Origin of the sequence: Streptococcus infantis, from assembly GCF_047463275.1 — a bacterium.
Lineage (GTDB): Bacteria > Bacillota > Bacilli > Lactobacillales > Streptococcaceae > Streptococcus > Streptococcus infantis_AF.
On sequence record NZ_JASHEE010000002.1, the window covers coordinates 59,629 to 84,245 of the forward strand.

At 37.1% G+C, this 24,617-nt stretch carries 28 protein-coding genes and 5 pseudogenes; 4 read left to right on the forward strand and 29 right to left on the reverse strand.

The window, feature by feature from the left end; genetic code table 11:
• Window positions 1-282: 282 nt before the first annotated feature.
• From QM923_RS02940 to QM923_RS02980, 9 genes and pseudogenes are all read right to left on the reverse strand, one after another.
• Window positions 283-1,299 (reverse strand): hypothetical protein, encoded by a 1,017-nt coding sequence (locus QM923_RS02940; protein ID WP_414290820.1) that lies wholly within the window; start codon window positions 1,297-1,299, stop codon window positions 283-285.
• On the reverse strand, window positions 1,292-1,759 hold the full coding sequence (locus tag QM923_RS02945) for a hypothetical protein (RefSeq protein WP_414290821.1): 468 nt from the start codon (window positions 1,757-1,759) through the stop codon (window positions 1,292-1,294). The genes QM923_RS02940 and QM923_RS02945 overlap by 8 nt, the downstream gene beginning before the upstream one ends.
• 43 nt (window positions 1,760-1,802) lie before the next feature.
• Window positions 1,803-2,597, reverse strand: coding sequence for a DUF4261 domain-containing protein (locus QM923_RS02950; RefSeq protein WP_414290822.1), 795 nt, complete (start codon window positions 2,595-2,597; stop codon window positions 1,803-1,805).
• Between the two features lie 48 nt (window positions 2,598-2,645).
• On the reverse strand, window positions 2,646-3,143 hold the full coding sequence (locus QM923_RS02955) for a hypothetical protein (protein WP_414290823.1): 498 nt from the start codon (window positions 3,141-3,143) through the stop codon (window positions 2,646-2,648).
• Window positions 3,144-3,153: 10 nt separating this feature from the next.
• The gene (locus QM923_RS02960; protein WP_414290824.1) at window positions 3,154-3,708 is read right to left on the reverse strand and encodes a hypothetical protein; all 555 of its coding nucleotides are present in this window, start codon (window positions 3,706-3,708) and stop codon (window positions 3,154-3,156) included.
• A gap of 17 nt (window positions 3,709-3,725) precedes the next feature.
• Window positions 3,726-4,208, reverse strand: coding sequence for a hypothetical protein (locus QM923_RS02965; protein WP_414290825.1), 483 nt, complete (start codon window positions 4,206-4,208; stop codon window positions 3,726-3,728).
• A gap of 18 nt (window positions 4,209-4,226) precedes the next feature.
• A complete protein-coding gene (locus QM923_RS02970; protein ID WP_414290826.1) occupies window positions 4,227-5,078 on the reverse strand; it encodes a CbrC family protein in 852 nt (283 codons plus the stop codon).
• A 132-nt stretch (window positions 5,079-5,210) separates the two neighbouring features.
• Window positions 5,211-5,615, reverse strand: coding sequence for a hypothetical protein (locus QM923_RS02975; RefSeq protein WP_414290827.1), 405 nt, complete (start codon window positions 5,613-5,615; stop codon window positions 5,211-5,213).
• 48 nt (window positions 5,616-5,663) lie between these two features.
• Window positions 5,664-6,170, reverse strand: a pseudogene (locus tag QM923_RS02980) (YfbM family protein).
• Between the two features lie 121 nt (window positions 6,171-6,291).
• Here QM923_RS02980 and QM923_RS02985 point away from each other — a divergent pair.
• Window positions 6,292-7,311, forward strand: a complete 1,020-nt coding sequence (locus tag QM923_RS02985) for a hypothetical protein (RefSeq protein WP_414290828.1) — start codon at window positions 6,292-6,294, stop codon at window positions 7,309-7,311.
• A 61-nt stretch (window positions 7,312-7,372) separates the two neighbouring features.
• Here the strand turns inward: QM923_RS02985 and QM923_RS02990 are convergent, their stop codons facing one another.
• From QM923_RS02990 to QM923_RS03030, 9 genes are all read right to left on the reverse strand, one after another.
• Window positions 7,373-7,684: a hypothetical protein gene (locus QM923_RS02990; protein WP_414290829.1), complete on the reverse strand. Its 312-nt coding sequence runs from the start codon at window positions 7,682-7,684 to the stop codon at window positions 7,373-7,375.
• Window positions 7,685-7,688: 4 nt separating this feature from the next.
• Window positions 7,689-7,871, reverse strand: coding sequence for a hypothetical protein (locus QM923_RS02995; RefSeq protein ID WP_004252868.1), 183 nt, complete (start codon window positions 7,869-7,871; stop codon window positions 7,689-7,691).
• 13 nt (window positions 7,872-7,884) lie between these two features.
• On the reverse strand, window positions 7,885-8,763 hold the full coding sequence (locus QM923_RS03000; RefSeq protein WP_414290830.1) for a DUF4300 family protein: 879 nt from the start codon (window positions 8,761-8,763) through the stop codon (window positions 7,885-7,887).
• A gap of 55 nt (window positions 8,764-8,818) precedes the next feature.
• Window positions 8,819-9,700 carry a diacylglycerol/lipid kinase family protein gene (locus QM923_RS03005; protein WP_414290831.1) on the reverse strand — a complete coding sequence of 294 codons (882 nt, stop codon included), beginning with the start codon at window positions 9,698-9,700 and terminating at the stop codon, window positions 8,819-8,821.
• A 45-nt stretch (window positions 9,701-9,745) separates the two neighbouring features.
• Entirely contained in the window at window positions 9,746-10,132 is a 387-nt protein-coding gene (locus QM923_RS03010; protein WP_414290832.1) for a hypothetical protein, read from the reverse strand.
• Window positions 10,133-10,390: 258 nt separating this feature from the next.
• Window positions 10,391-10,633: a phosphohydrolase gene (locus QM923_RS03015; RefSeq protein ID WP_414290833.1), complete on the reverse strand. Its 243-nt coding sequence runs from the start codon at window positions 10,631-10,633 to the stop codon at window positions 10,391-10,393.
• 105 nt (window positions 10,634-10,738) lie between these two features.
• On the reverse strand, window positions 10,739-11,305 hold the full coding sequence (locus QM923_RS03020) for a hypothetical protein (protein WP_414290834.1): 567 nt from the start codon (window positions 11,303-11,305) through the stop codon (window positions 10,739-10,741).
• Between the two features lie 100 nt (window positions 11,306-11,405).
• On the reverse strand, window positions 11,406-11,660 hold the full coding sequence (locus QM923_RS03025; protein WP_414274681.1) for a hypothetical protein: 255 nt from the start codon (window positions 11,658-11,660) through the stop codon (window positions 11,406-11,408).
• A 126-nt stretch (window positions 11,661-11,786) separates the two neighbouring features.
• A complete protein-coding gene (locus tag QM923_RS03030) occupies window positions 11,787-12,284 on the reverse strand; it encodes a hypothetical protein (RefSeq protein ID WP_414290835.1) in 498 nt (165 codons plus the stop codon).
• Between the two features lie 265 nt (window positions 12,285-12,549).
• On the opposite strand from QM923_RS03030, the gene QM923_RS03035 reads away from it, so the two are divergent.
• From QM923_RS03035 to QM923_RS03045, 3 genes are read left to right on the forward strand one after another with little or no spacing between them, the layout of a single operon-like run.
• Window positions 12,550-13,347: a MerR family transcriptional regulator gene (locus QM923_RS03035; RefSeq protein ID WP_414290836.1), complete on the forward strand. Its 798-nt coding sequence runs from the start codon at window positions 12,550-12,552 to the stop codon at window positions 13,345-13,347.
• A gap of 2 nt (window positions 13,348-13,349) precedes the next feature.
• Window positions 13,350-14,165, forward strand: coding sequence for an ABC transporter ATP-binding protein (locus QM923_RS03040; RefSeq protein ID WP_414290837.1), 816 nt, complete (start codon window positions 13,350-13,352; stop codon window positions 14,163-14,165).
• Entirely contained in the window at window positions 14,162-14,878 is a 717-nt protein-coding gene (locus tag QM923_RS03045; protein WP_414290838.1) for an ABC transporter permease, read from the forward strand. Before QM923_RS03040 ends, QM923_RS03045 begins: the two co-directional genes overlap by 4 nt.
• Before the next feature lie 226 nt (window positions 14,879-15,104).
• Here QM923_RS03045 and QM923_RS03050 read toward each other — a convergent pair whose 3' ends face one another.
• The 11 genes and pseudogenes from QM923_RS03050 to QM923_RS03100 form a co-directional block, all read right to left on the reverse strand.
• Window positions 15,105-15,929, reverse strand: a complete 825-nt coding sequence (locus QM923_RS03050; RefSeq protein WP_414290839.1) for an ADP-ribosylglycohydrolase family protein — start codon at window positions 15,927-15,929, stop codon at window positions 15,105-15,107.
• 11 nt (window positions 15,930-15,940) lie between these two features.
• On the reverse strand, window positions 15,941-16,747 hold the full coding sequence (locus QM923_RS03055) for an alpha/beta hydrolase (protein WP_414290840.1): 807 nt from the start codon (window positions 16,745-16,747) through the stop codon (window positions 15,941-15,943).
• A gap of 258 nt (window positions 16,748-17,005) precedes the next feature.
• On the reverse strand, window positions 17,006-17,497 hold the full coding sequence (locus QM923_RS03060; RefSeq protein WP_225750355.1) for a phosphoribosylanthranilate isomerase: 492 nt from the start codon (window positions 17,495-17,497) through the stop codon (window positions 17,006-17,008).
• An 88-nt stretch (window positions 17,498-17,585) separates the two neighbouring features.
• Window positions 17,586-18,338, reverse strand: coding sequence for a CPBP family intramembrane glutamic endopeptidase (locus QM923_RS03065; RefSeq protein ID WP_414290841.1), 753 nt, complete (start codon window positions 18,336-18,338; stop codon window positions 17,586-17,588).
• 185 nt (window positions 18,339-18,523) lie between these two features.
• A pseudogene (locus QM923_RS03070) lies at window positions 18,524-18,646 on the reverse strand (Type 1 glutamine amidotransferase-like domain-containing protein); the annotation flags it as partial.
• Window positions 18,647-18,703: 57 nt separating this feature from the next.
• Window positions 18,704-19,132, reverse strand: coding sequence for an aminoglycoside 6'-N-acetyltransferase (gene aac(6') / locus QM923_RS03075; RefSeq protein ID WP_414290842.1), 429 nt, complete (start codon window positions 19,130-19,132; stop codon window positions 18,704-18,706).
• 765 nt (window positions 19,133-19,897) lie between these two features.
• Window positions 19,898-19,996, reverse strand: a pseudogene (locus QM923_RS03080) (tRNA-specific adenosine deaminase); the annotation flags it as partial.
• Between the two features lie 4 nt (window positions 19,997-20,000).
• On the reverse strand, window positions 20,001-21,296 hold the full coding sequence (locus QM923_RS03085; protein WP_414290843.1) for a hypothetical protein: 1,296 nt from the start codon (window positions 21,294-21,296) through the stop codon (window positions 20,001-20,003).
• Window positions 21,283-22,404 (reverse strand): annotated as a pseudogene (locus QM923_RS03090) (AI-2E family transporter). The gene QM923_RS03085 and the pseudogene QM923_RS03090 overlap by 14 nt, the downstream one beginning before the upstream one ends.
• 117 nt (window positions 22,405-22,521) lie before the next feature.
• A pseudogene (locus tag QM923_RS03095) lies at window positions 22,522-22,990 on the reverse strand (sensor histidine kinase); the annotation flags it as partial.
• A gap of 393 nt (window positions 22,991-23,383) precedes the next feature.
• Window positions 23,384-24,607 (reverse strand): sensor histidine kinase, encoded by a 1,224-nt coding sequence (locus QM923_RS03100; RefSeq protein WP_414290844.1) that lies wholly within the window; start codon window positions 24,605-24,607, stop codon window positions 23,384-23,386.
• Between the last annotated feature and the right edge of the window lie 10 nt (window positions 24,608-24,617).

Consider the following 24,617-nt stretch of genomic DNA (forward strand, 5'->3'; position numbering starts at 1 on the left):
CTTCGGCATTCAACCCTGCCTGTCCGTAGGCATTTTTTACTCGGGTTTATATTTACTAGAAAACATCATCTCATTTTCTAAGCCTTATAACTATATCATGTTTACAAAAGTTTGTAAAGTATTTTGGGGAAACTTTATAAATTATTTACATTTTTGTTCGTATTTTTACTATACCCAAAAATTGAAAACTATTTCAAATTTGCCTTTAAATAATAAAATAGGAACTAAATAAATTAATTCCTTTAGATAGGCATAAGCAAACTCAACTATTCAAAATCGTATTTACTCATCACGCGCTACTTTGGCAGCTAGTTCAAAATCAGTCATCAAATAATTTTCATCTAGACGGATAAGACTATAATACTCATTCCAAAATAGAGAGTCGCTGTTACTTGACCACTGTAATCCATACCACAATTGAGTGACATCACTTGTATTTGATGGGGGGATTGACCATAGATGCTTTTTGAATGTTTCTTGAACAAGTGGAAGGTCCAGTCGACTAGTCAAGTCGAGTTCATCTAACTTGAAAGTGATAGAATGTTTCTTTGCTTCTTCAATACTGTCCTTGTTAAATCGAAGCTGAATAATCTTAGAATCTTCTAAAGCCACATTCTGGTCCTCAGCACCGTAAAAGGAAATACTGCCCAGTACTATGTCATCTTTTGCCAGGAGATAGGGAGCGTAAGGGACTGCATTGCTATCAAGTCTGAAGCCTTTTTCGATAGTGACTGTTTTATTGCACGAATACTTCTGGAAACTGCCATCTGTCAGGAGGTCTTCGTAGTCGCTACCACCATCACCTTGTCTTACATAGATATCAAACCCAGCTTCCATCAGATCACTTGCTTTGGTTTCTGCTAAAATGATTTTACTTTCATTAATTTGCAAAATTGGGGTTTGAGGTGGCAAACCAATCGTGATATGAAACATAACTCCTACTAGAAAGACCATAAAGGTTATAAGGAGGGCAAGTAAAGACTTTCCAGTCCTTTTTCTTGCATTGAAAAGAGCCATTATAGCTGGGAGGAGGATCATTTTAGCTAAAATAGAATTCCCCACACCACCTCGATTTAAGGTCTGAAAAGCAAACATCCCCGCGATTGCAATCAGTGTCAGGTAGACCAAAATCTCACCTAGCCCCAGTTTTTCTGTTCGAGTTTGTTGATTTACAGGAGTTTCGTACAATGACTGCCCATTCTCTTTCCTCTTTTTTAGAAAGAGATAAAAGCCCAGACCGAGCAGCAGATTAAAGATTGCAAAAACTATTAAAGTACCTATAATCACCGTTCTACCCATGGTTCTCTACTCCTTTATGTTCTCTCTCAAATCTTATCTTTCTCTTTAATTCCCAATTCCCAACTAATAAAACTAGCAAGAAGAAGGGACCACCTTCTATGATCACAATAGGAATAGCCATAATAGCAATCATCAAAAAACTAGCTTTCTTTTGACGCCAACTACCGCCCCATTCTCCGTTTATCAGTCCACCCAAATAGTCGATATAGTCAGTAAACCAAGTAAATAAAGGTGGGTGAAAATCACTTATCCTTAGATAAATGAAGAGGGCTGAATTTAAAAGGATGTAGAGAATTCCAAGAACTAGAATAATCTTTTGACTAGTTCGAGTAGCCTCTATAACGATTTTTTCTCTCTTCTCTGGCTTTATTTTTTTTAGACTTGCATTCTTACAAGAGAGTTTTTCAAATCTATAGACCAGAAATCGGTAGAGATAATACTTCTTTATATCACGCTTCATAAAACCCCCAATCTAGGAAGGACACTCAATTATAAATCATAGTTTAAACATCTAATTTCAAGGAATTTCCTTCCAAATAGACGGCTTTTGACTCAGTGATTTTGATTTTTTGATCTTCTGAAAAGCCAATGGTTTCACCGTCCTTTAAGGTGACATCAATGCCTAAAACATACTGAAGAATAGACAAGAGGAAATAATATAAGTCATCGCTATTCATAGAAGACTCGATAATTTCAATCTCAGTTTTTCCAAATTCTTTCAAACCATAAGTGTAAATACTAGTTTTATCTCCCTGGTTGATAATTCCCATATAAATCCAGAGTTGAAGGGGAAGCATTTCTTCTTTCAAAAGGTCAGCCAGGTCTAGATAAAGATCTTTGGGCAAGAGCAAGGTGGCAGACCCCTGATAAATACCAATAGCTGATTGACTAGTTTTTAGGATAGAGGCATTGACTTTAGTTAATAGGGAATAGGTTTCTACTGGCGAAAGATTGTCAGACAAAATAGAAACAATAGCATGCTGTGTGTGCTCCTGTGTATCCTTCTCAACATCCTGCCAGAGGTAAGAATAGGCATACAATTCTTCAAATTCTTGACTTGGGATAGGCAAATCCATTAAAGCCAGCGCAACGAGAGCACCATCAATCACAAAAGTTGCACTAGAATCATCCCCAGAAACTTCAGAAATTTCAAGCCCCCAGTGAGATTTCAATTCCTGAACGACCTGGTCTAGAGAATAGGCTTGCTGGCCTTTGAAGAGAGGCATGGACAAGTTCAGTTGTTTTTTCTTCTCTGACTTTTCTTTCTTACTAGTAAATAGATTTTTTAAAAAATTCACAGGACTTCTCCTTTTTTTCATATCAGTTGGAAAGCAAAGCTCTCTTACTCAAAGTAAGTCGCCATACCAAGTTTCCTCATCCTCAAAACCGTAAAATTTCTCATCAAGTAGCCAAATTCCATCCACCAATCTAAGTACAAACTGATGCTTCATTTCTAAAGCTTCTTGATAATGAGTGATGACTCTTGCTTCTTCAGCTTTTGTCATGATAAAAGCTACAGAAAAATCATTCGTTTTAACATAGTTATACTCACTTGGGGAGCTATAAGAAATTCGAACTCCTCCTTCCAAGTAATTTTGAGTCACTCGTCCAGTTAGAAGTTGCATTTGCCTCTGAAAATAGTCATCCATAAGATCATTCCACTTGGGATGAATTTGATTTGCTGGGATGCCAAGGCCTTCTTTTTCCTTATCCAGTGCTCTGTTACGCTCAAAAATTTCCTCTTCTAACAAGGTTAAACTTTTGAGTAAATCAAGCAAGGGTGGGATGATTATTTCCGCCATAGCTCGATAGTTTTCAGGGGTATTTTTATAGTTCACTCTCATGATAACTCTCTTAACTCTCCTGGATTAATTGCTTTACTTCTATGTCTGAAAGTTGTCCATCCATGTAGAGTTTCCTAAGTAAATCTTTATCTACGGTAATTTCATAATAGTCAGTCACAAACTCATGAAATCTCTCAAAGCTATCAAAAATGTAAGAAAGCAACCATTCTCCACCATCCTGATCTTGGTAAGTCTGTTGATACGCCTGACCGTCATACCAGATAAAGAAGGTTGTTTCATCTTTTTGTTCTTCTGAATAAAGTGAGAGATACTTTTCATCCAGTCCATTATAAAAACTATCAATGATATCTTGATTCCACTCATCAGCAGCAAACTGGCTTAAACTACTTTCATGATCAAAGCCTTTTATAAGGATCATTTTATCAGTCAAAATCACATCTAAAGAATCACCTGAGCCATTGTCAATAAGATATCGGACTCCATAGTCTTCCTCAGTCTTAATCACGAGTCTGAGCCAATCCTCACTCGGATCTGTCAGATATTCGTCAATGACTAGCAAAGCATCTAAGCGAGTCTTTATCTTGTCCCAATCAATCTTTCTCATCTCTAAAAACCTCCATCTTATTCTTTCAATTTATCAAGATCACAAGCTCTGTAACGAGCTGTTAGATAGCCTGAAAAGCTAATCTGAGGGATATTCCACTCATTAGGCAAATAAATGGAACAATCTACCTGATCTCCAAGAGGAGAACTTGCTGAGAAGACATATCTTCCCAAATCCTCATTATTAGGATTTCTTTCAACTTGACCCAATCTGCTAGTATTGAACCAGTCTCTAAACAGTAACCAGATTTGCTCTGCATCTTCGTTTAATAGGGAGACCTTCAAGTTGTAGCTGATTCCGACCCTACATCTTTTTTTGAATCCTGATTCATCAGCTTTACAAACTTTTATCGATCCCTTATCATACTGCCAGTTATCACTATCTAATAGGGGAAATTGAACAGATAGATTGTCTTTAAATCCCTGCATAGTATCAAATAAATCTTTGGAGGCTGCTTCGAATAATTCTAGTTTTTCCATAGTCTTCTCTTTAATTTTCATAGCTAATCACATTTCGATTTAATCTGCATCAACCCAGATTTGGTATTTTTGACAATGGAGACATCTAAACAAATAACCACAGATAGGCCCGTCTTTGACCAAGTAGTCTTCTACCTCTTGATATTCTTCACGCGCTTCATAGTCTGCCAAGACTTGCTCAGCGATTCCCATGGCCTTCAATTCTCGAGTTCCAACTGTACCCAAGTAAGCACAATAATCTTGGCAACAAGAAAGCCAATATTCCCCCTGCCAACTAGAGTAGCCTGGGGTCTGACAAAAAAGCAACTGATTCTTTTCTGGATCCAATTCACCCTGCCACTCGGCATCTTGGATAAATTCTGCATCGAATTTTTTAGCTGCTTGACCGTTTGCAATGCAAGTTGGGCAGAGATGTTCTATCTCTTCGATACTATAGGGTCTAAGAGCATAATAAACATTGCTTTCTTTCCCACAAGATGGACAAAGCTTGGCTTCTCCTTCAACAAATGAACCTGTAGCTAACGGGTCTGGATGATAGATAAAATGTGGTAAAGACTGTAATAGCTTCTGTCTTTGCTTCTTCTCTTCTTTTCTTAGAGGACGAGGAAGGGCAAAACGATCGCCATGACTCTGACTCATTTCTTGTAAACGGCTCAGTTTCTTTATCTGTTTTCGATCAGGCTTATCTAAGATTTCGGTAAATAAGCTATAGGCACTAGTGTAGAGACCCAATTGTTCATAGAGGTCAACTAAAACTTTTTTAGCTTCTAAATCCTCAGACTTAGCTAATTCATCAGCCAAATCATAAAGGGCTGCAACACTTGAAGGATTTCCATCTTTAGCATGGTATTCCCTTGTCCGGGTGATATATTCTTGTAAATATGGATTCATCTGACTACCTTTTCTTACATGGATAAATTCTGATTAACAAATGGTAATAAGGAAAATACCATTTAAGCCTAACATTGCTTTATATAAATCTTTCATTTCATCACCTGATTTTAACCTCTTATTGTCAGACAGTTAGTAAATTTCATACACAAGCTCTCTATCAGCTTGAAAATATTTGTCGAATTTCACTAAAAGATAAAGGGATCCAGCTGGAGAGACACCGGCATCATAACCTAGAGCAAATTCGCCATAAGAACCACTTTTATCCAAGATTAACTCCCTTAATTCCAGTTCTGTAACTGCTTTATCAGGCCAATTATCATGGATAACCTTTTGAGCTTTTTTATCAAGGTGTTCTAAGTTTCTATATAAACTAGTCATCAAATCATCTGATAATAAGACTAAATCCTGTTCACAGTAACCTGTAAAATAAATATTTATGTCTTTATTTAGATATCGTCCTAGAAAATAGATCCCCGAATCATGTTTTTCCCAGTTTATTCCCTTCCATAATGCCAATAAATCTTCTTTGTTCATTTATTACCTCAAGCAGTTTTATTCTTTTAGGAATGTTTAATAAACTTTCTAACAAATAGTGACCAGGACATTTCCATTGAGCTCCAGAATCTTTTTGTAAAAGTCTTTCATTTTGACAAAGCAGGTTAAAATATCATCCTTGATTTCTTCCTCTTCCTCAAGATAATCCCAAATATCAGGATACAAGTCAGCTTTCTTGCATGCTTCCATACTAAAGTTAGCCATAGCTCTGTCCATGTCAAAACTTTCTAGAGCTTCTACGATCTCGGCTATCTTGTTTTTTTCAGTATAGGCTATGTACTCAGACACTTCTTCTAAAGGAGTCACTCATAAAATCGCTTCTCTCAAGGGATTGTCATCCAAAAATTCTGAACTACTAAATCCAGTCAAGACAAAGAGAAGAGCATCCCACATTTTGTCGATATCTATTAAGATATCATGACTATCAGCGGAATCCTCAGCAAAGTATAACAAGTCATCTTCTTGATTGGAAAGACCTTTTATTTGTTCTAATTCATTATCTGATAAATATTGATAATTGGCAATCATTCCCATGATTTTACTCCTTTGAATCAGTTAGTATCATACGGATATTTCTAGCTCTATTTCCCTAGAAAATGCTATAATGGAGCTAACAAAATTGTTCTCTAGCAATTGAAAAACGGGGGAAGTAGTAATGTTCACTAGTATTGTTTTGGGTTTTTATACTCTTTTCTTTCTATCTTTATCCTTTACTATCTATCTCTATATTAGACTTGTAGTTGCGGTTAAAAAAGGCAAAGACATTCCCAAATGGATTTATAAACTTGGCCATGCTGTTCAAGGAAGAATTCACGTTGACTATGAAGAAATCACTGATGCTAATGCCCTTAAAGAGATTCATTGGTTCTTGCTAATCTATTTAATCGTAAATCTACTCGTATTGGCTGTCTTCTACTATCATGGTAATAGCTTTCCTCAAGCTATTTATGAATGTTTGAAAAAACAATTTTTTATCGTAATTGTTAGTATGGTTTTAAAAAGTATTGGTAAATTTGTTGTACTGGCTATAAGAAAAAACTTTCATAACAGTCATGTTTATGCATCAACCAACGCTTTTATCGGGACAGCTTTTTTAACGAGTTATGTTTTTATGTTTTGCATGATGATGAGCGGCCTTCCAGCTAGACCTGTTCCAGTAACCATTCAAGATACTACTGTCATTATCGGTGAGAGCAAGGCTTCCGAGCTTTTAGACCAAGGCTTTAGCTTCGAAGATAAAGGCGCTGAGAGCTCCATCACCAATCCCAAAAACGACCACTTTTACTACGGTCAGCTTCTTGAAGTCAAGCGGGATAATCAAACCTTTGGCTTTATGAGCCTTACCCCCACAAGTAAAGATACTGATCAGCTCAAAAACTGCATCATCACCTATTACAGATCACCTAAGGATAACAAGCAACTAGAAGAAATTTCCATCAATCATATCAAGCTAGCAAATCTCAAGCTCCAAGATTTTCAAACACGAAAATTAATCGATATCTTTGAAGTCAATCCTGCTGATTATAATGTCTCTGATAAGGATAACAACTTTATCCTAACCATCCAAACAGCAGATTACGATCTCTGGAAAAGGTACAGGATTGAAGCCAAGTTCAATTCAGATGGTTCGGTTGATAGCTATGGAGTCAGAGCCCAGCATAGCATGTGGGAATGATGGAGTGTTAGCTTTAGTCATTAGTAAGCATATAATCAAATAGATGAGCGTTTAGGCGCTCCTACTTGATTTTATGCTTATTCATTTTTTCTTGGAAATTATCTGTAAGAATTTGTCGCAATTCTTGAGCTTCTTTTTCTGGAAGTTGCCCTTCTTGTTCAACAACAGCGTACAATTCCGGATACTCAAGAGAGATTCTCTTAATCGTACGCGTAATCGCATGTTTTCTAACAAAAAACGGGATACGCTTAATGTATTCTTGAGGGATCAACGCGATAATTTTGTCAGCAGTTTCTTTATCGTTCAGCTTAGAGAAAGTTAGTCCCTTTTTAATCATTTCTTGTTCTTGTTTCGTAAAATCTTGTAATTCCATATGTCTACTCCTCATCTTCACTGACTTCCCAAATCTCCGCTTGATAAGGTTCTCCATCTTCATCATATCGATTGATATAACCAATAAACCTTTCATTTTTTCTGGGTCTCTGCTGGTTTCCTTTGATAACCCAAACAGCCCATACTCCTATTAGGAATAAGACTATCAGTCCAAACAATGCATCCATAATGTCTACTCCCTTAAAATTGAACCCACTTATCATTATCCATAATAAATGGTTTAGCTAGACCTTCTCCTGTATAGTTTTCGTATTTTGTATCTAGATATTTGTAACAATCTTCCTTGGTCGCAAATTTAATGGCTTGATAAGGCTCCTCAAAGGTTAACTTTTCGACAAAGAGATAGCCGTCCTCACTTGGTACAAGTATCCCGACATGGCCAATAAAGAGGGATTGACCATCCAAGTCATCATGGACGACTACGGAGAGCATTCTTGCATTTTCATTAAACTTGAATTGAGAAAGGAATTGTTCCATCTTTGCAGCATGAACTTTGACATCTGTCGTTGCTTCGGTCTTGACTCTTGAGAATAAAATATCAAAAGCATTCTTGTCTTCTGCACCAAAGACCTTTCCTTTGTCAATGGCATCATTATCGACAAACAAGAGAGAATCATCTTTCTCTAATTTAGGAATTTCGATAGAATTTTTTAATAAACAATAACTGTTAATACGACAGTTGGTACCAACAAAATCACCCTTTTTAGGCGTCCAAAGATTGCTTATCTTTTCAACATCATAGTCTGTTTTGGTAAATGTAGAAAAATCTCCAGTTAAACCCACTGAACCGACAGTTGCGTTATAATCATTGACAAGGTTGAAAAATGCATCGACACTATCTTTATCCAAATGTGCAGCCAAGGCTTTCCGAACTTCTTCTACACTCAGTTGATTGTTCAAATTGCTATAAGTTGCTTTCCAGGAAACTTGATTCGACTGTGATTGAGTCACTGAAGTTTCAGCAGTACTATCAGAAGTCTTTTGAGTTTGACTACAAGCTACTAAGGTCAAAAGAAGTGTTGAGCAAAGACTAACAGTTGCTAATTTTTTAATTTTCATAGGCTTTCCTTTATTAAAAAATATCGTTAAAAAGACTTGTCAAAGTTTAAAAATCTTATTCTTTCGGTTGAGAATAGACCTCGATATGCTGACCTAGCACCTTGATTTCTACTGGTAGGTCATCAGATTTGTCACCATCAACATCTGTTTCTAATTCAGAATCAGAAGAAATTTTGATATGACGAGCTTTTATATACTCGATATTCTCATTCACGACGACATCCCCTTTTAATAAATCAGGGATAACTGACAATTTAGTAAGGATTGAGGCATCTTTTAAAATCAAAATATTGGCATAACCATCCTTGTCTTCATCAAAGATTTTTTTGTCAGCGAAATAATTTGTAAGGAGAACCAAGACATGGCTGGCAGGGCCGATGTAATTTCCTTTTTCAGTCTCAACAGTAATGTTAAATGCTTGATCTGTAACAACAGACTTCATGGTATTAATCGCATAGGCAAACATGCCAAACTTCGTTTTATCTTCTATCCCAACATTGTGAATCGCTTCTGGTAGTGAACCAATACTAAAAATGTATCCGAAATAGTGCCCATTTGATTTTCCGATATCAATCTTATTCGTAGAATTAAAATCGAGTTCGTCAATGGCACCATCAATATCTTGATTAATTTTTAATAGTTTCGTAATGAGATTTCCAGTTCCTCCTGGGATAATCGCTAGTTTAGGAATGTAGTCTTTTTCCGCTATACCAGAGATTACTTCATTGACAGTCCCATCTCCACCAAAAACAAGAACAGCATCATATCGCTTACGAGAAGCTTCTTCAGCAAAGTTTGTGGCGTCTTGCGCTTTCTCCGTAATTTTAATCTCCACATCTTCAAAATAGTCTCTAGCTTTATTTTCCAGTTTAACCTTATAATCTAAGGCTTTTTCCCCTCCAGAGGTTGGATTGATGATTACCATAATTTTTTTCATTTATTGTTCTCCTGTCATCAGATTTTCTTACTTTAACTAACCATCTCAAGTTTCTTCCAGATAAATTTTGACCGCTTGGTATTCCTGCTCTCTAGCATAGGCAAACACCTCTGAAGCTCTAATGTAATCAAAGATATTTTCCTCTAAATCTTCATCCCAGATCGATTCATGAAATATTTCATTATCTTGACATGCTTCATAGAAAATATCGAGGTGAACCTGATAAAACTCTTCATCTTCATTTGGGGCTTGCCTTACTAAGGATAGTTGAAACATTGGCTTATCAGATATAGTTGTAAACGTCCCTGTTTCAAATAAAATCATCTCATCCTCAATAGGCTCACGGCACAAGTCTTCAAAGATTGCTACCATTTCCTCTAAGGGCATCTTATCGGTGATTCTTTCTCTTAAAAATTCAAGTGATTGCCTCATGTTTCTCCTCTTTCTAGAAGAATTTTCATTCTTGGAAAAATCCTATTAAAAAATAGAATTCCTATACCCTTATTATACTACATTAACAGAAAAAAAGACTGAACCAGACGGTTTTCACCGTGGTTTCAGTCTAGTTTTTTTATAACGAAAAAGTCTCTATGAAGACTCTATTTCAAATATAAACCCTTAACTTAAAATTGAGTAATTAGGTCTAAGCTTAATTAAAAGTAGGCATTTTCAATTTGCAGCTCACCTTCTTCAGAAATTTTCGTGAGTAACTTCTTCAAGATAGTCATCCAGATGATGGTAAATTTGTATATCTTCTTCTGAACTATCTTGTAAAACTGCAAATACCCTCACTTTCTCATCATTGACAAATACGAAATTATGTTCACCAAAATAAGCCTGATAACCCTTATCAACTAAAGTCCAAAGTTCATCTTTTTTTAAACCAAAAATATCTTTTTTTACAAGATAGGTTTTCCCGATTTCCATTTTCATGATAGATATTTCTCCTTAAGAAGCTAGATAGTGCTAGATGTTTCTCTTTACTGCTCAATCCGTCTACTCAAGCAGTGGCATACGCTCACAAAGAACTTTGGTTGACTATTGAATATCTTCCATCACTTCCTTCACATACCCTTCGACATCTTCAACCTCTACAAACAGCGGGTCTAAGTGGCATAAGAAGTGCCAATCTTCGGTGCCGCTTTTTCTGTAGAGGATCGCTTCGCCGTCTTCACTTCCGAAAAAGCTTCTATCGACATCATACCCTTTGTTTCCTAAGAATGCTTTTGCCTTGCAGAAGTTTGCTTCTCTGGCTTCGACATAAGCTTTCACTTCATCGTTATTCACGACATAAGCATCCACTTTTGTAGCGCCTTCAATCACTTTATCGTTTGGTTCGGATAGATTCGAAATTTCTTTCCAAATAATCTCGACATTTTCTTCAGGTTCAAATGAGAATCCAGATAAAGGGACAATATTCCCATTGAAGACAATTTCCATATAATCGGGCAAGTGTTTAGGGTTAAAATACTCAACTTCAAACTCATCTTCTGTTTCTAAAGTATATCCAGGGATTTGAGCTACAAAGGCTTTCCCCTCCTCTAAAGAATCAAACACGACTAAATCTTTAGAAAAATCATTTTGGTACAATTCCAATATAACCATCTATCATCCTCAAATCTTAACTGTTTCTATTAACTCTAATCATTTTTACGTTATTACTCATTCTCAGGTGGTACTACTGTTGAAAAATAAAAGTAAGACATTAAATTTTGTCAATCTCCTTCTTAAACTTTAATTCAAGTATTTTATTATAACCTTCATAAAAACGATCTCTTGTTACCACTTCACCTGGATATTTCTCTTCTAGAAGTTCATAAATTTCAATTGGTCTAATCCCTTCTTCCGCCAAATCTTGAAGGAATGGACTGCATAGCCTCATCTCACCTTTACTCGATTGTTTTAATAAAACTCCGTATATAGGAATCTTAGTTAATAGATTATAGGTACTCTTTTTCATAATATTTATCTCCCACATAAATTTGGATTAATTAGCAAGCCTACTTGACAAAATGATCCTGCTCATAGCTTGACTTAATATTAGAAAAGAGGCCAGTAACAAACTTAAGCCCAGCCTCTTAGATAATCATTTTTCTTTGTAGCAAATAATGTATGCTTTGATGAAATCACTACCCACGACAATGGTTAACGGAACACTCAAAACAACTCCATCAGTTTTGCCATTCTCATACTCTTGTCTTTCTTCAGGAGAGTATAGGTACATAGCTATTGAATAGGTGTTCCCAGCCTCCAAGTCAAGATCCATACTGATATTTTCTGATTTGATATTGATTGTTTGATTCAGTCGAGTCTCAGTCGTTTTATAAACGCCCTCAATTGTATATCTCCCTGGAACTAAAGCAACTACCTTTTCTAGGTTTTCTCCAGTTATTGGATTAAAGTCAGCAAGATTCTGTCCATTAATTTTAGTTTTTGAACAGTATAAATGAACAATAGCTTTATCACTATTATCACTAACAAAGCTAACAGCTTTTTTCTTTCTATTACCATTTGCAATCATAAAAACAACAAATAGCAAGAACCAAAAAACAACAAATCCTACGATAATATACATTGTATTCATCATCTATCTCCTATGTTTTCTTTACTTTTTAACTACATTATAGCACCAATCATTGAACAAAGCAAAAAGATATACTAAATGCAAGTAATTGTTTTGGGACTTCTCTTTCAAATCCTTTTTGTCACCTTAAAATAGGTGTTTCTACAAGCATTTTTAATTATATTAACTGTATGAGGTCGATAGAAAAATCGTTAATCAATAATTTTTATAAAGCGCTTGCTCATGACCTTACGTCATGATGTATAATATATATTAGGAGGTGAGAATGATGGCAAAACTCAGAGCAATCCCAGAAGGGTTTATGACAGTTGGGGAAGTTGCCAAGAAAATGGGAGTTACAGTCCGAACTCTACAATACTACGATAAAGAAGAATTGCTTTCCCCGTCTGCAGAAAGTGAGGGAGGACGTAGGCTTTATACCGATAAAGATCTAGTTATGCTTCATCAGATTATATCCTTGAAATCGCTTGGTTTTTCTCTGAAGGACATAAAGGGGCGTTTGAACTCTTTGAAAACACCTGATGATGTCGCAAATGCTCTTACCGAGCAGGCGGATGCTATACGTATAAATATTAAACAACTTAAGGATTCTTTGGCCGCAATAGAACAGTTAAAAACAGAAGTTTTACAGATGCAAACGGTTAATTTTAAGAAGTATGCTGATATTATTGTTAATCTACAGATGAAGAATGAGTCATACTCTTTAATTAAGCGCTTTGATGATGATACGCTGGACCGCATACGCAGTCGATTTGACAAGAAAAGCGGATCAGACTTTATGGACAGATTTAATCACCTAAGCGATGAAATTGTGCAGCTCCAAAAAGAAAAGGTACCAGCTGAAAGCGAAAAATGCCAACAAGTTGTACAAGAATACTGGAGCTTGATCATGGAGTTTACAAATGGAGATATGACTATGCTTCCGAAGTTGATGGAAGTCGGTAATATTGACACCGCTACTAACGCTTGGGAGGAAAAGCAAAAAATCGTTAACTCATATTTAGAGCCCGCTTTGCAAGTTTATTTTTCAAGACTTGGAACTAATCCCTTTGAGGAGGTGTAGCCATGAAATACGCAATAGAGGTTCGTGGATTAGAGAAAAAATACGGAAGTAAGATGGTCCTAAAAGGTCTTAATTTTCGAATCGTAAAGGGAGAAATTTTCGCTTTACTTGGTGTGAATGGTGCTGGGAAAACAACAACGCTTGAATGTATTGAAGGTCTGAGAAAATATGATGGAGGCGCTATTGTTGTAAACGGCAAAATGGGAATTCAACTGCAGTCATCTTCTTTGCCAGCTCATATCAAACCTATGGAGGCGATAAAAGTCTTTGCAAAATGGAATCAGACAAGCATTGATAATGCCATGCTGAAGGCTCTTGGAATAAAAGAAATTGAGAAATCACAATATCTGCAATTATCCACAGGACAAAAAAGAAGACTACATCTCGCTCTTGCACTTATCGGCAATCCCGATATTATTTTCCTCGATGAGCCGACAGCGGGACTTGATGTTGAAGCAAGACTATCCCTCCACGAACACATACGGAATCTCAAATCACAAGGGAAAACAATCATTTTGGCAAGTCATGATATGGCTGAAGTTGAGACATTATGTGACCGCATTGCTATTTTGAACAGTGGAAAGATTATCTTTTGTGGCACTCCTTCAGAACTGACAAATAAGGTTGGAAGAAGATACTATATCTATTTAAAGACTCAAGAGGGAGTGAAGTCTTTTGAAACGACTAATATTGAGGATACCTTAATTTCATTATTGAATGAATGCAAGCAGAAAAAAATCCAAATATTGGATATTAAGGTTGATCGTGGCACCTTGGAACAGCATTTCATCAAAATTGCAAGGAGGGAATCAGAATGAACTGTTTTCTATATAGTTTAGTATTACAGTGGAAATTAGATATACGAAGCAAATCTCTCTTGGTTACTTTCTATATTGTACCGCTTATTTTCTTTCTAATCATGGGTGGTATTTTTACTTCTGTTATGCCTGAAATGGGAAGCACGCTCATACAATCTATGATAGTCATGAGTGTCTCAATGGGGGCCTTTCTTGGCTTGCCACCTTCATTGGTTGAAATTTATGGAAGCGACATTAAAAAGATTTATAATGCTAATGGTGTCCCTATTTATTTAGGATTGGTGACCATACTTCTCTCAGCCTTTGTCCATTTGATGATGACCTGTATTGTGATCCTTCTACTTGCCCCTATTTTATTTAAAGCAAGTCTACCGACTCAACTTCCGATTTTCTTACTTTCACTCACCATCTATATTATTGTGTCATTGAGTATTGGAAGTATTCTTGGACTTACTTTAAAAAACCAGGCAAAGCTGACCATGATAGCTCAACTTGTATTTTTGCCTTCAATTATGCTTTCGGGGATTATGTTTCCAATTAGTTTGCTACCTGATTTTCTTCAAGTAATCGGCCATGTTTTTCCGGCTTATTGGGGATACCGTTTGATGTTAGATAAAGGGCTTCGACTTGAAAATCTTTGGTACTTGATTCTGCTAACTTGTATAGCAGTAATGATAGGTATCTTACTACTGAATAAGCAAAAGTCTGAATAAGTAGTTGAATGAAGCAAAATGGATTAATTGCGCCATTAATTTAAAAGTAAAAAGCGACGGGTTTATTTGTTATCTCGCCGCTTTGCTGTTTTTCAGTGGTCAAGCTCATGACTTGGTTAAGTTTGTTTCTGCCTTTTCTTCTCACAAGGTGATAACTCTTTACCCTGTATTTGCTCAACTTCCTTAATCTTATCTTCAGAGTTTGATATTGACTAGTTAGTATATGTTATGATATTGAAACTTCTTTCTTCCACCTTCTAAGCACCTCTTTCAAAGGCTCATCAAGATAGCTATAGGCCTTGTCCTTAATCCACTCAGGAATTCCATAAGCTACTTCGGCGATACTTCCTGTGATTGCAGCAAGAGTGTCGCTGTCCCCACCAAGTGAAATCGCGTTTCGAATCGCATCTTCAAAATCTGTACTCTCCAAAAAGGCAACAATGGCCTGAGGAACCGTATCCTGACACGTTTCATTGAAACGATAGGTCGGGCGAATTTCATCTAACGTTTTAGAAAGGTCATATCCATACTCTTTCTCGATATGTTCCTTGATGCGTCTTTTAATCTCCGCAGGGTTATCGCTACCATCACCACCACAGAAATAACGGCACATAAAAATCGCATCCGCTGTAGCCATTGCTCCTTTGATTCCTTCTGGATGGTTATGCGTCACCTCCGCAGAAAGTTGTGCCAGACGTTTCACCTCAGACGGCAACTCGTCTGTTGTGGCATCCATCACCCAAGCACACGGAGAAACGCGCATCGCAGACCCATTCCCAAAACTATTGTAAGGCTCACGGTTGTCGGTCATAAGCCACCGGTTAAACCTGGCACCGTAATCCGCGTTTGGATACCTTCTGCCGTACTTCTTCATGGCATCGATGAAGTCATCCTTCTGTCCGCCGTTCATAATTGCTTCTGCAACGGCACAGGTCATCACCGTATCATCAGTGAAAAAACAATCATCACGAAATAATGGAAAATCTTTCGTTTTAATGTTGTCCCATTCGTAAACAGAACCAACAATGTCTCCAACTATTGCTCCTAGCATCAGATTCCTCCTTATGATATATCAGATTCATTACACATTTCCAATGAATCGCTCTTTAAAAATGGCACTACCAAATTAATCCACTCTTGAGGCAGGTAAGCTGATAAATAGCCGTGGTTATAGCTCTTAGCTTCATACAAAATCGTATTTGGATGCAGTTGTTGAAATAATTTCGCTGATGCTTTCACGCAGTTCAATTCTTTTTCACCATAGATATACAGAACCTGAGCCTTGCTAGCAGAAATCATATCTTTCAGCTTGTAACGCCCCATATAGTTTTTGTAAATGGTCACCAGTGTTTTGACAGGCGTCCTTGGCAAATCCTCCAAATAATAAGCTTTTATTTCCTCTGGATAAGTCAGTTTAGGATAGAGTTTGTTCATCATGCTTAACTGAAGTTTACAAGAGAATTTACTAAACATCAGATTGCCAAATAGACGTATCAGAAAAATGCTAATTTTAGCTAATCTTGGTTGTGGAATACAGAGGCTTCCATCAATGATGGCTTTCTCAGCTATATCTCTTTCTATTGACAAAAGCTCCATAGCAATTTGACCACCAAGTGAAACACCACCGATTGCAAACAATTTCCCACCACAGTTTGCTCTGATATAGTCTAGAATCTCCAAAGCAGAATCTTCAGTAGAAACATAATCGAGTTGATATTCCTCTCCGTGGCCATTCAAAGTGGGTAGAATAATACGGTATTCTTCTGATAAGTTTCGTGCTTGACGAAGATAATTCCACCAAGAACTGCCACCGCCATGTATCAGCAAGATAGAAGGCAAATTCTTATCACCAAATTCATGGAATTTCATATTTAAACTCCTTACTGTAGGACTTTCACTAGATAAATACTTGTTAAACCTGTTTGAACAAGCAGTGATGCCTCATCAAATAGAAAAATCTCTAAAATCAATTATCTAGAATGACCACACGTTACCTTCAATGATGGATATCCTGATCTAAATTTTAAAATTACTAATTCTATTACTAGCCAATATAGTACAAATTAAATAACCAATAAAAATAACATAGCAGCCAGTCTTACAACTTACTACTTTTCATATGATAATTTACAAATGTTTTTCCAGCCACTCGATCTTTTTAAAATCCTTATTGTTATTTTGTTCATTTCGATAGGAGTCTTGAGAAGAAGCTTTGTAAATACTTAGATACTGCTCCAGACTTGGAAGACGAAAAGTGATGCCTTCAATGTGAATAAGCTCTATATCCGATTCCGAAACTCCTGCAAAATCAAGTAAGGAATCGATACTTCCAAATTCAACATTCTCTCTATCCTTTTGGAATTCATGCTCATGAATATCTATTAAGACGTAGCCTAAGTCTTTCATCACTTTCATTATCTTGTCCCAGTCATAAATTCTGAGATGGTCAGGTGCTTCCCAACCTCTAGGGTCACCAGGTACATGAATGTCAATGTCAGACGGCCCCCAATTTTCTTTCGTTCTAAACTCCAATCCCAAAGAACCCATCAGTGTCGGTGTAATTCCGACTCGATTTAAATGGAAACAAATGGTTTTAAATTCTTCAAATAAGAGACTCATGTTTACTCTAAACCTTTCATCTAAATGTACGTTATTTCTACTTTATTACCTTGAACAAAATCATTTTCATTTTCTAGACTATATCCAGTTATTTTGGATACAAATTCTTTTCCTTACTAATTCTATTACTCGCCAATATTGTATAAATTAAATAAGCAATAAAAATGATAATAAAAATAACATTAATTTTTAACACAAAATAGAGATTTAACAAATTTGCGAACGCATGAAATAATATACAGTATCCCACAGATTTCGTTTGACGATAAAGAAGCCCTAAAACAAAACTTAAAAATAATGTATATATAAAAAATAAAATAAAAGGAAATCCTTGATGACTTTCTCCAACTATAAACCATAAAGGCAGATGCCATATTCCCCAAATTGATCCTACAATCAAATTAGATTGCCAATAAGTATATTTTTTATCAAGTAAGGGTTGTAATATACCTCTCCATCCTAATTCTTCATGTCCACCACCAAAAAAAATTAGTTGTATAAAGAATAATGGCATCAGATAAATTGATACTTCATTTAATTCTAAGGAAGATACAGAAAATAGTATCAAAATTGCTAACAGGTGAATAATGAAATAAATACTACTATTTTCTTTCTTACTAAATAGAAAATGTTGAAATTTTATATTATTCCTTTTCAAATAAAAGCTACTTGCAATAGCTGGACCAAGTGCACCTACTATATGTAATGTTCTTCCTATAATTGTTTCTAATCCCAAAATATGAGATTGAGTAAATACGGCAAGAAGGCCCCAAGCTATATAAGTAATTCCAAATGTAAAACAAAGATAATTTTTTAAATTCCTTTTATCAATTTCTGTCATTATATCGCCCTTATCTTGATTATTTTATGAATAACTTTTTTACTGTTTCTTAGTTGCTCTCGATTATAACTACCTATATTCTATCACAAAAACACAAAAAAAGCCTTACAATCAAGGCTTTGCATTATTCATTTCGTCAATACTTTAGTTTCGTAGATTCAGATTCGCATGATTGAAACTAGTCAATTTTCTCGATAAACTGTAAAAATGACAATTCTTTCGATCTTCCTTGATGACACAATTTTATTAACAATCGTATGGTTCTTTATCGGCGGATTTCCACCCATCAAAAAAATTTGTTCGTCCAATCTTTCACACTTCCTAAAGATACATAAAGTTTTAACAAGTTAATTCTCGTTTCGAAATTATAATTTTTTCTTAAAATGAATAATTCTATTTGCCTCCTGAAATCCAATACTGAGATGAAATCTTATAGAATCCGTATTCGTTAAAGTACAATCACTTGCAAATTCTTTACATCCTTTATTTTTCGCCCATTCCTCACATTTTGTACAGAGATTTTTAGCAATATCCTTTAAACGATATTCCTCGTCGACAATAATACCTTCTAAGAATCCAACAGGACTATATTTACAACCTTCAACATAATCAAACCTAAGTGAACATAGTGCTAACCCTACAATTGTGTCACCTTCAACTTCAGTAAAGATTGCAGTATTTTTTCCATTCGTATATTTTTTTACTTCATCAATGGCTTCTTTATCGGTCAATTGGGGCCATAATTGTTTCATTAGTTCAGCCGTTTTTATAGAATCTTTTGTTATTCCATCCATATTGATGTTCCTCCGCAAATTACAAGCAAATGTTTCGAATCATGCTGTTACATTGTTACTCATTGATTGATACCAATACCACCCCTTTTACTTTTCGACTGTCTCATACCTGAAGAGTAGAGTCACACACTCAGCGGTTCGGACTTATCGTATCATTTCGTCAGTTTCCCTCCTCATTCAACGAGTCCTATACCCCAGGGCACCTTTTAGACCTTCGGTCTCACCTTGTCGCATAGGCAGATCATCTGATTCTACTTCGCTGATGCCTCAGCTCGTACAAGCAGTGATACCGCCTCAACATGGTGCGTTTGTGGACTCAAAAGGTTTGGGAAACCTTTTGAGGTTTAGCTACGTTTCACTAACAAACTTACACACTCAACATGTGGAGTTAGTCAACATCTATATTATATAACAAAAATGAGTGAGTTGTTGTTTAAAATTAAACTGTAGAATGAAAATATTTAAAAAAAGTAGATCACTTTTAGAAGTGTCCTACTTGTATTATTTTCATTTAAAAAGGTATAAATCCTCAACAAAAGGGGGTTACTCCCGCGCCTGCGGGAAGGACAGAAAAGAAATGCCGCCAAATCAAAGTTTTATTTTTGAAATTTATTAGAAAATACCCACTCTTTTTTTACTTACAATTATTTTAATAAAAAAAGAACTTACCTGTCAAACAAAACGTTAATTTATAGCATCTTTGTCTATCTTAGTTATAATGTTTATCAAATCTGATTTGAGCATTTCTTTTGCTTAGCTTATCAAGACCACGATAGCCCCGATTGGCACTTCCGCTTGGTCATAGGCTTTCTGGGCTTCCTTCAACGCTTCCCGCATAAAGAATTCTTTTTCCTGAAGTTCCATGTTCTTACTGATAGACGCGCTTAGTCACGACTAGACTGTGCGGTCTCTCAAACTCCTTATCTAAGTAATCTTGATACGTCCCTGGGGAAATAAATCCTCGGGCGCTTAAAATATCGGTTCCTGCTGTTCCGACAATTGTGTCTGCTAGCAATACGCAGTTGGTACTCATCACAAAATACGTTTTGAATTTTGAAGAGACGAACTTGTACAATTTTGCGTCCGCTTCTTGTTTGAGCTTATAGGCATACATCGGTTCTTCTTTGTCGATTCCAGGGCGCTTCGGTTTCACCATTTGCGGTGGATCCCACGGTACTGTCAACGACATCAATTTGGCGATTTCCTTATCGATGGCCGCGAGTTGTTCTGGAGATAACGCTAGGCCATAGCCAAGTAAGGTCTTATGGTTTTCGCGTTTACAAAATTCAATGTATTTTTCACGGTCGGCACTGAAAAGTACCCCGTCCCCCATCGTTCCAAACAGGCGCTCCGAATTCGTATCGTAGTTCCCGAATGAAATAATGCGTCCCTTATAACATAGGTCGACATGCCCGATTGCCCCAAATCCGTCTTTTGTGACGTGAATAAACATTTCTAAGTTTGGTTCTGCATTTTCTTTGGCACGGTCGTAAATTTCAGAAGCGGTTTCGCCTTCTCCAAGTTCCAACGCATCATTGATTTTTTGCAAAGTCACACGAGGAATAATCGCAGCCAGTACCAACGGCATCCCTCGACGCAAGCGTCTACGAAGGACTTTCTTTCCAACTTCGGCCTCGAAGAACCAACCGTCACGAATGTTACTAGTCCCAAGCCCTATGAAATAAAGCGCAAGGAAGAACATTTGTAAGTTGCCGTCGCCCCCAAGAGCCAGTAAAGTCGCTACCCCGACAACTGAGAGCCAAATGGTATCAATGAGCAAGCGCAGTCGCGGACGGATACCGTCTTTGACATAAATATAGTACGTTACGCCACTAGTGGCCGCTTTCATCACTTCGTTAAGCCCCATCAAGATACTGACAATCGCAATCGGAAGCGAGATAAAAAATTGATTTCCTGCTAAAAATCCGTAAAGGAAAAATTTAGCAACATTCAGCCATAATGGATCTTTTGCCGCCGCCTTACTAAACCAACGGAACAAGAAATTCCATAGTTCACGAGCCCATAAGAATGTTAAAAACAGACGTAACATCAATTCTGGGAAGCTTGGTCCGTAGATTAGGAGCAACACCCCAGCAATAAGGAATGCAATCCCTTCAATTAGGAGCTTTTCCCCTGTAATCCCTAGTTCACTAATTTTCTTCATCAATTATACCTCCTACAGCTACCACTGAAGCAGCTTGTTCTTGTTTCTCCACCCATTCTTTCACGAAACGGTAAATCACGGCAAAAATTGGTATGAAGAAAATCATTCCTACTAAACCAAAGAGATTTCCACCGATTAACGCAGCAGCAAGGGTTAGAATCGTTGGCAAACCAACGGAACTGCCGACAACCTTCGGATAGACGACATTTCCTTCCACTATTTGAACGATCATAAAGACGACAAGTGAAATGAGTGCTTGGATTGGGCTTTCTGTAAAGGTGAAAAGCATTCCAATTCCGCACGCCATAAACGGCCCGATATACGGAATGAATGAGAGTACTCCGGACAGCACCCCAACAAGTCCTGCATATGGCAACCCTACAAGAGAGTATCCAGCAAAAATCATAACCCCAACGATTCCCGCCTCGATGATGTGACTCATCAAGAAACGGTCATACGTATCCACGATGACTTCCCCAACATAAGTAATGTGCTCGATTTTATCTTTTGGCAAGACCACATTAAGAATGCGAAGCGTTAAACGTGCGAGCATTTCCTTACTTGCGAGAATATTAATCATGAAGAAAATCCCCATAATTACAGAGAACACATTTGAGAAGAGCCCTGAAATATTCGTTGTAAATCCGCCAAGGAATGTAATGACAGACGATACGATATTGCTTTGACTTAGTGAGTCGGTAATCTGACTCACTTCACTGGATTGCATTAATTTTGAATGTTGTACAAAATCCGCAACCACAAATAGTAAGTGATTTACACTATCGCCCAGTTGCGACACGGTTTTAGCAATCATCGGCGCAATAATCCAAATCAACAGCGAAATAATCAGAAGCAGAATCACAATAATGCTCAGGATTGCGACACTTCTACGCAGCTTTTGCGGGAAGTTTATCTACTCCAACACTTGTTCAATTCGCTTCATTGGCACGTTTAAAATAAATGCCAAAATCATCCCTAAAATAAGCGGGAACATCATCCCAATAAATTCGGAAATCCATGTGAGGATGGCGCTAAAATTCAAGACGACAAGTAACGAAACAGCCGCCAGAGCAATCATCACTGCCCAATCTTTTCTAATCTTATCCATACTATAACTCCTTTTTTAATTGTTCTAAGAGCGCATTGCATCCCAATGTCACATCGCGGTACGTCGCATCAAAGTCTCCTGTATACCACGGATCGGCAATATCGCGTGCAACTCCTGCCACTTCTAATAAGCGAGCCCGTTTACGTGTTCTTCCGACTTGACGAAGCCTTACCGTAACCGTTCCTTCAGAGTCACAATACTTGTTAGCATTATCCACAAGGAGAGTTACAAGTTCAAAGAGAGACTTTTCCTCGGCTTTCACATGGATATCTGGGGTAATATCCATAACGAAGGATTTGCCATCTCGGACGACAGGTCCCTTAAAGTCCTCGGCTGCATCCTCTGTAATATAGGAAAAATCCACATCTTGAAGAACAATGTCCGGCTGCTCCTCCAGACGAGATAAAGCCACAAGAGAATTAATTAGATTGGTCAAACGTGTCACCTGGTCGTTAGTAGACTTGGTCCATTCGTTTTCTCCAGTCATGAGTTCCTGTAGCTCCGTATTAGCAGAAATAATAGCTAACGGGGTTTTCAATTCATGACCGGCATTGGTGATAAAACGCCGTTGCTTTTCATATTCTCTTCTAGCAGTGTTTGGCAATAAGGTCACGGACTTTATGCATTGCTTTTCCTGGCTAAGTATGCGATTATCTCACTATTAATAGCAGCAACATGATTTCTGATGAAATTACTATCATCACTATATCCAGGATGCCCATTAAGCGAATAGAAAACAATAAGCATCAGAAAAGGTAGGGAAATTAAAAAAATAATCAGCTTATTGGATTTTAACACGGGGCTCCTCGTTACTTTTTTACATGTTTACAACTCCTCAATTTTAATTAAGGATAAAATCTTGTAGTACTCTGGAATTTGTGACATTCTCATAAACACAAAACCAAACCAGGATATAAGGCCATTCACAATCAATAATGCCCCCTTCGGTACCATTACTAGTTCCAATTTTAAAATATCCTTACAAAATGACTGTAAAAGTGATGGTGTCATCTTTGTAGGAGGCAAAGAGACGCCCTTTAAATAATTTGACCATGCTTTGAGCCATGGATAGGCCTATGCCAAAACCTTTAATTTCCTTGTTATTATGAGATTCTTCGATACGATAAAAGCGCTCAAAAAACTTACTATAATCGACTGTCTTACCATCTTTATAGGTATTTGACACTTCTAAGCGAGCCCGTTTACGTGTTCTTCCGACTTGACGGAGCCTTACCGTAACCGTTCCTTCAGAGTCACAATACTTGTTAGCATTATCCACAAGGAGAGTTACAAGTTCAAAGAGAGACTTTTCCTCGGCTTTCACATGGATATCTGGGGTAATATCCATAACGAAGGATTTGCCATCTCGGACGACAGGTCCCTTAAAGTCCTCGGCTGCATCCTCTGTAATATAGGAAAAATCCACATCTTGAAGAACAATGTCCGGCTGCTCCTCCAGACGAGATAAAGCCACAAGAGAATTAATTAGATTGGTCAAACGTGTCACCTGGTCGTTAGTAGACTTGGTCCATTCGTTTTCTCCAGTCATGAGTTCCTGTAGCTCCGTATTAGCAGAAATAATGGCTAAAGGTGTTTTCAATTCATGACCGGCATTGGTGATAAAACGCCGTTGCTTTTCATAATTTCGAATGAAGGGGCGAATGACAATTCCTGATAAGGCACTGACAATGATGACAAAAAAGATAAAGGCAAACAGTGATAAAAGAATAGAAAGATTGAACAAGGATTGGGAAGAATTATAATAATAGGTCGTGTCCAGAAAGACTACCAAAATCTTATCTTTACTGACCTTGCTAACTTGATAGCTAAGATTGATATTTTTTTCTCTAATCGTTCCAAGATTATTGGTCAAGCGACTAACTTTCAGGGCATATCTAGCCGCTTCCTCGTCGTTTATTAGAGACGTATGACTGGTATCCTGGCTAACAACCTTATCACCCGACAAGGTCACGCTGAAAAATTGAAAACTGTCCGAAGGAATCTCAAGTCCTTGATTGGTCTCAATTTCTGTGGTTTTTCCAAAGATTCCATTATTTTCCGTGAGTGTGTTGAGGACCTTGCTAATTTCCTTCTCCGTCTGAAAGGAACTCACAGCATTGATGATTCCTACCGTAAAGATCAAGATAAAGAGGATAGACAAAGAAGCAATTGTTATAAACTGAAGTCGTAAACGTCTAAACATGGACTACTCC

What these genes read in the sequence shown, in the direction of transcription:
- QM923_RS03055 (WP_414290840.1), bottom strand. Translation starts at nt 16,747, where the DNA reads ATGAAATTCCATGAATTTGGTGATAAGAATTTGCCTTCTATCTTGCTG.
- QM923_RS02985 (WP_414290828.1), top strand. Translation starts at nt 6,292, where the DNA reads ATGTTCACTAGTATTGTTTTGGGTTTTTATACTCTTTTCTTTCTATCT.
- QM923_RS03085 (WP_414290843.1), bottom strand. Translation starts at nt 21,296, where the DNA reads ATGAAGAAAATTAGTGAACTAGGGATTACAGGGGAAAAGCTCCTAATT.
- QM923_RS02955 (WP_414290823.1), bottom strand. Translation starts at nt 3,143, where the DNA reads ATGAGAGTGAACTATAAAAATACCCCTGAAAACTATCGAGCTATGGCG.
- QM923_RS02965 (WP_414290825.1), bottom strand. Translation starts at nt 4,208, where the DNA reads ATGAAAATTAAAGAGAAGACTATGGAAAAACTAGAATTATTCGAAGCA.
- QM923_RS02995 (WP_004252868.1), bottom strand. Translation starts at nt 7,871, where the DNA reads ATGGATGCATTGTTTGGACTGATAGTCTTATTCCTAATAGGAGTATGG.
- QM923_RS02945 (WP_414290821.1), bottom strand. Translation starts at nt 1,759, where the DNA reads ATGAAGCGTGATATAAAGAAGTATTATCTCTACCGATTTCTGGTCTAT.
- QM923_RS03060 (WP_225750355.1), bottom strand. Translation starts at nt 17,497, where the DNA reads ATGAGTCTCTTATTTGAAGAATTTAAAACCATTTGTTTCCATTTAAAT.
- QM923_RS03045 (WP_414290838.1), top strand. Translation starts at nt 14,162, where the DNA reads ATGAACTGTTTTCTATATAGTTTAGTATTACAGTGGAAATTAGATATA.
- QM923_RS03035 (WP_414290836.1), top strand. Translation starts at nt 12,550, where the DNA reads ATGATGGCAAAACTCAGAGCAATCCCAGAAGGGTTTATGACAGTTGGG.
- QM923_RS03015 (WP_414290833.1), bottom strand. Translation starts at nt 10,633, where the DNA reads ATGAAAATGGAAATCGGGAAAACCTATCTTGTAAAAAAAGATATTTTT.
- QM923_RS03025 (WP_414274681.1), bottom strand. Translation starts at nt 11,660, where the DNA reads ATGAAAAAGAGTACCTATAATCTATTAACTAAGATTCCTATATACGGA.
- QM923_RS03005 (WP_414290831.1), bottom strand. Translation starts at nt 9,700, where the DNA reads ATGAAAAAAATTATGGTAATCATCAATCCAACCTCTGGAGGGGAAAAA.
- QM923_RS03000 (WP_414290830.1), bottom strand. Translation starts at nt 8,763, where the DNA reads ATGAAAATTAAAAAATTAGCAACTGTTAGTCTTTGCTCAACACTTCTT.
- QM923_RS03040 (WP_414290837.1), top strand. Translation starts at nt 13,350, where the DNA reads ATGAAATACGCAATAGAGGTTCGTGGATTAGAGAAAAAATACGGAAGT.
- QM923_RS02990 (WP_414290829.1), bottom strand. Translation starts at nt 7,684, where the DNA reads ATGGAATTACAAGATTTTACGAAACAAGAACAAGAAATGATTAAAAAG.
- QM923_RS02940 (WP_414290820.1), bottom strand. Translation starts at nt 1,299, where the DNA reads ATGGGTAGAACGGTGATTATAGGTACTTTAATAGTTTTTGCAATCTTT.
- QM923_RS03100 (WP_414290844.1), bottom strand. Translation starts at nt 24,607, where the DNA reads ATGTTTAGACGTTTACGACTTCAGTTTATAACAATTGCTTCTTTGTCT.
- QM923_RS03010 (WP_414290832.1), bottom strand. Translation starts at nt 10,132, where the DNA reads ATGAGGCAATCACTTGAATTTTTAAGAGAAAGAATCACCGATAAGATG.
- QM923_RS02970 (WP_414290826.1), bottom strand. Translation starts at nt 5,078, where the DNA reads ATGAATCCATATTTACAAGAATATATCACCCGGACAAGGGAATACCAT.
- QM923_RS03030 (WP_414290835.1), bottom strand. Translation starts at nt 12,284, where the DNA reads ATGAATACAATGTATATTATCGTAGGATTTGTTGTTTTTTGGTTCTTG.
- QM923_RS02975 (WP_414290827.1), bottom strand. Translation starts at nt 5,615, where the DNA reads ATGAACAAAGAAGATTTATTGGCATTATGGAAGGGAATAAACTGGGAA.
- QM923_RS03020 (WP_414290834.1), bottom strand. Translation starts at nt 11,305, where the DNA reads ATGGTTATATTGGAATTGTACCAAAATGATTTTTCTAAAGATTTAGTC.
- QM923_RS03065 (WP_414290841.1), bottom strand. Translation starts at nt 18,338, where the DNA reads ATGACAGAAATTGATAAAAGGAATTTAAAAAATTATCTTTGTTTTACA.
- QM923_RS03050 (WP_414290839.1), bottom strand. Translation starts at nt 15,929, where the DNA reads ATGCTAGGAGCAATAGTTGGAGACATTGTTGGTTCTGTTTACGAATGG.
- QM923_RS02960 (WP_414290824.1), bottom strand. Translation starts at nt 3,708, where the DNA reads ATGAGAAAGATTGATTGGGACAAGATAAAGACTCGCTTAGATGCTTTG.